4 protein-coding genes and 1 tRNA gene are annotated in these 4,740 nt (G+C 39.8%); 2 read left to right on the top strand and 3 right to left on the bottom strand.

Annotated features, from left to right (window positions below; genetic code table 11):
- Positions 1 to 776, bottom strand: a 776-nt coding sequence (gene nadA / locus VF500_RS18440) for a quinolinate synthase NadA (protein ID WP_330861084.1), incomplete at its 3' end; no start/stop codon positions are given.
- 407 nt (positions 777 to 1,183) lie between these two features.
- On the opposite strand from nadA, the gene nadB reads away from it, so the two are divergent.
- Positions 1,184 to 2,776 (top strand): L-aspartate oxidase, encoded by a 1,593-nt coding sequence (gene nadB / locus VF500_RS18435; RefSeq protein ID WP_330861083.1) that lies wholly within the window; start codon positions 1,184 to 1,186, stop codon positions 2,774 to 2,776.
- A 136-nt stretch (positions 2,777 to 2,912) separates the two neighbouring features.
- Here nadB and VF500_RS18430 read toward each other — a convergent pair.
- Positions 2,913 to 2,985, bottom strand: a tRNA-Gly gene (locus tag VF500_RS18430).
- 78 nt (positions 2,986 to 3,063) lie between these two features.
- Here VF500_RS18430 and VF500_RS18425 point away from each other — a divergent pair.
- Positions 3,064 to 3,576: a gamma carbonic anhydrase family protein gene (locus VF500_RS18425; RefSeq protein WP_330861081.1), complete on the top strand. Its 513-nt coding sequence runs from the start codon at positions 3,064 to 3,066 to the stop codon at positions 3,574 to 3,576.
- On the opposite strand, the gene VF500_RS18420 is transcribed toward VF500_RS18425, so the two are convergent.
- Positions 3,566 to 4,740, bottom strand: a 1,175-nt coding sequence (locus tag VF500_RS18420) for a hypothetical protein (protein WP_330861080.1), incomplete at its 5' end; no start/stop codon positions are given. The two genes, VF500_RS18425 and VF500_RS18420, sit on opposite strands and share 11 nt — an antisense overlap.

Genomic DNA, 4,740 nt, shown 5'->3' with positions numbered 1-4,740 from the left:
ATCTGGTGTAGGATCCCAGCTTCAGTTGCCACGATAAATTCCTTATCAGCCCTGGCACCTGCATATTTCAAAATTCCGGTTGTTGAACCAACATAATCGGCCATTTCCAATATAACATCCTCGCATTCAGGGTGCGCAAGTAATTTTGCTCCTGGGTGTCTTTCTTTCAACTTAGTGATCTTTTCTCTCGAAAATATCTCATGAACCATACAAGCACCATTCCACAATACCAGGTCGCGACCGGTTTTTTTGGCTACATATGCACCAAGGTTTTTATCAGGCCCAAAGATGATCTTCTGATCCTTTGGCAAACTTTCTACGATCTGTACCGCGTTGCTTGATGTGCATACAATATCACTTAAAGCTTTCAATTCGGCCATGCAGTTTACATAAGTGATCACCAGGTGATCAGGATAGTTATCCTTAAACTTTTTAAACAAGTGAGGCGGACAACTATCTGCTAATGAACAACCTGCCTTTGCATCCGGCAGCAAAACCTTCTTTGTTGGCGACAGGATCTTGGCTGTTTCGGCCATGAAATGCACACCCGCAAAAACAATAATGTCGGCATCCGTTTTGGCAGCTTGTTGGGATAATCCCAAACTATCGCCAATGTAATCGGCAATATCCTGGATGTCGCCATCCTGGTAATAGTGCGCCAGGATCACCGCATTTTTTTGCTTTTTTAATTTTTCAATTTCAGCGAAAAGATCAAGCGTCGGATCAATTTTTTCATCCACGTATCCTTTCAGATTTATTTCTTCGAAGGTATTCATTTCCACAATTCAAATAATAACAACTACTTTTTAATTAAAATAAAACTATTGTTTATTAGGGTGTTGGTAATGTGCAAAAGTCGGAGTAATTTTTGTTTTAAAAATTAGTTTTCACAATTTATTAACACTTATAAACACTTTTCCACCATTCAGCCTACTGATTTTTAGATATCTATGACAATCAATTTTTATTTGAAAAAGTTTTATGTTGATATTTTCAGGGTTGACAAAATGTTAGCTTTATGACTAAAGTGTCGTAAAAGTCGCTCAAAAAATATTGATATTCGACACGAGAAAGGGAGTTATACACATTGTAAACTATTTTTCACTTTTTGTTTACATAAACTTAACAGGTTTTACAGCTGTTATTAACATTAGTACTACTTTTACACACATTCATCTAAAATATGACCCGAAATGTTGATTTCCTTGTAGTGGGTTCAGGGATAGCCGGACTAAGTTTTGCGCTCAAAGCTGCGAAGCATGGTAAGGTTCTGATAGTTACCAAGTCGAACGAAGACGAATCCAACACCAAATATGCCCAGGGAGGGGTTGCGGTGGTTGTGGATAAAAAAGAAGATTCTTTTGAAAAACATATCCAGGATACCTTAATAAGTGGTGATGGCCTTTGCGACCGTGAAGTTGTTGAAGCGGTTGTTAAAGAGGGCCCAGCCCGCATTAACGAAATAATTGATTACGGAACCAATTTCGATAAGACCAATGAGGGTGTTTATGACCTGGCAAAAGAGGGCGGACATTCCGAATTTCGGGTGTTACATTATAAAGATGTAACTGGTTGGGAGATAGAGCGTTCGCTTTTGGAGGAAATTCATAAAAACCCTAATATTGAGATACTTACGCATTATTTTGCGGTTGATTTAATTACGCAGCACCACTTGGGTGAGCTGGTAGGTAAATCAAGTACTGATATCACCTGCTTTGGAATCTACGCTTTTAACACTGAAACAAAAATTGTTGAGAAGATCCTTTCGAAGGTTACGGTAATGGCAGCTGGTGGTGCCGGGCATATTTATGCGGTTACCACCAATCCGACTATTGCAACAGGCGATGGTATAGCTATGGTGTACCGTGCAAAAGGTAAAGTGCGTAATATGGAGTTTATGCAATTCCACCCAACGGCTTTATATAACCCGGGCGAATATCCTTCGTTCTTAATATCAGAGGCGGTACGTGGCTTTGGTGGCGTATTGAAACGTACCAATGGTGAGGAATTTATGCATGAATATGATGAGCGGAAATCATTGGCGCCACGTGATATTACTGCAAGAGCTATTGATGCCGAGATCAAGAAATCGGGTGAGGACTTTGTTTATTTAGATGTAAGGCATCGCAGTAAGAAAGACATCCTGAACCATTTCCCTAATATTTATGCCAAATGCCTGGAAATTGGGATAGACATGACCAAGGATATGATCCCTGTTGCACCGGCCTGTCATTATATGTGTGGAGGTATTTTGGTTGATCATGTTGGGCAGTCGTCGATATTAAGGTTATATGCCTGCGGCGAATGTTCTTCAACAGGCCTGCATGGTGCTAATCGTTTAGCTTCCAATTCATTATTGGAGGCTTTGGTTTTTGCACATCGTATTTATGAAGATGCTATAGTTAGGTTTGAAAATAATGTGATCCCTGATAATATCCCTGACTGGGATGAGAAAGGTGTACAGCTTTCCAATGAAGATATCCTGGTTACGCACAACGTGCGCGAAATGCAAAAGCTGATGAATGATTATGTGGGTATAGTACGCTCAGATTTCAGGCTTGACAGGGCTTTACGCAGATTGAAATTATTGTATGAAGAAACAGAGGATTTCTACAAGAAAACAAAGCTATCTGTTAAACTATGCGAGCTGCGTAATTTGATCCAGGTATCGTTTATTGTAGTAAAATCGGCTATGTTACGTAAAGAAAGCAGGGGGTTGCATTATACCACTGATTATCCTGAGCATGCTGAACAGATACAGGATACGGTGTTTTAAAAAGAAATTATAAACGATAGTCATTGCGAGGTACGAAGCAATCCCCAAAATACAGAGCGGCTATGCAAGTAGCCCTGTACAGTTCGCGATTGCTTCGTACCTCGCAATGACGATTTTTAAGAAAAGTTTTGATTTGAGCGAAAAACGGGATTCGAACCCGCGGCCTTCAGTTTGGGAAACTGACGCTCTACCGACTGAGCTATTTTCGCTTATTTGATATCCAAACATAAAGAAAATTATTTAAATCGCTAATTCACTAAATCAATAATTCGCTAACTAATTAAACTATGCCTGTTATACTGCCAGTTAAAGGTAAAAGCCCTGTTTGGGGTAATGATTGTTTTATTGCCGAAAATTGTACCATAGTAGGGGATGTGGTGATGGGCGATAATTGCTCGGTATGGTTTAATGCCGTGATCAGGGGCGATGTACATTATATTAAAATAGGAAATAACACCAATATCCAGGATGGTGCTGTAATTCATGCTACCTACTTAAAAGCCCCAACTAACATAGGCAACAGCGTTTCTATAGGGCATAATGCGCTTGTACACGGCTGTACTTTGCATGACCATACTTTGATAGGTATGGGTGCCATTGTGATGGATCACGCGGTTGTAAATGAGTTTGTGATCATTGCTGCAGGTGCTGTAGTACTGGAGAATACTATTTGTGAGTCAGGCTATTTATACGCCGGCATTCCTGCAAAAAAGATAAAGCCCCTTACCGATGAGCAAAGGGCTATGTTGAAGCAGTTGCCTCAAAATTATATCATGTACTCCGGCTGGTTTAAGGAGTAATCCGCTCTTTAGGAATGGTGACTGGTTCTTCAGCTTCCCAGTTTGGTCTTAGGGTGATGAGTTTTTCATTTAACCAGATATTTTCGGGCTGTCGCTTTAACTTTACGTTACCACTATCCCATTTGCCGTTTTTATTTTCATCGTAAATGATCCTTATATAGTATTTGGCAGCCAGGATCCCTTTGTATACCAACGAGGTGTTTTTGGTAATAGGATCGCTTTGAATTAGTTTTTTGTCCTCGCCTAAAAGCTCAACTACATATGCTTTGGCAGTATCGGGTACAGTGAGCTTTACGGTGAGCTGGCTATAATTATCCAGCTTATTGATCTGGAATTTTTTAGTTAGTCGTTTATTCTTATCGCCATAAATATCGGTCAATGCGCCTTCGTTAATTATCAACTCATACTTGCTGGTTTCGCGCCAGCGATATTTTAAATTAAGCAGTTTATAGTTGCCTGTATCTTTTTGCAGGGTATAATCGCTCGTGGCTACCGAATCTTCATTCAATGTAATTTGTGATTGGTCAAAGTTTTCGATAGGGATGCTTGCGGTAATTACCAAATTGCTGCCTGGCTTTAATTTGCTGTCGTTACCAATATTGTAACTTGTTGTTACAGTACGTGTAAAGCTTTCATTTTTACGTTTTAACTGGTAAATGGTATCAATTGCTTTGCCTTTATCAAATATGGCTACACGCAGGGAGTCAAAATTCATATTGCGCAAATAAACAGAGGCCGTATCCTTTGTACGCGAAAATGATACCTGTTTCTTGTTATCAATATCTGTAGGGTAGATGACTTTGATAGCCGGTTGCGTCAACCCTTTATTAAATACCAATAATAATTTTCCATCGCTGTCAAAACGTTTTTCGGATACCCTGAATTTTTCGGGATCCTGTTTGAAAAGGTTCAGTTGAATGTTCGAGGTATCTGATCTGAGATGGATTGGTTTTTTAAGGAATGCGATCAGTTCTTCATCGCGGTTAAAAATTTTATCCGGGCTGGCTTCTTTTAAGGCATAAATGCGGTAGTCATCTTCACGCAAATTATTCAACGCAAAATTTCCTGACGAGTCAGTGAGTGCAAAGATAGAAGGTTTCTTTTTTCCGAAGAGGGTGTCCTGCTTTACGGGGAAGAGGAAGACCAGTACGTCCTTCTCTTTTT

Source organism: Mucilaginibacter sp., from assembly GCF_036383575.1.
GTDB lineage: Bacteria > Bacteroidota > Bacteroidia > Sphingobacteriales > Sphingobacteriaceae > Mucilaginibacter.
Note: the sequence above shows the minus strand (reverse complement) of the source record. Positions and strands in the feature narration are given on the sequence as shown.

Coding starts and splice junctions, on each gene's coding strand:
- nadB (WP_330861083.1), top strand. CDS start 1,184: ATGACCCGAAATGTTGATTTCCTTGTAGTGGGTTCAGGGATAGCCGGA.
- VF500_RS18425 (WP_330861081.1), top strand. CDS start 3,064: ATGCCTGTTATACTGCCAGTTAAAGGTAAAAGCCCTGTTTGGGGTAAT.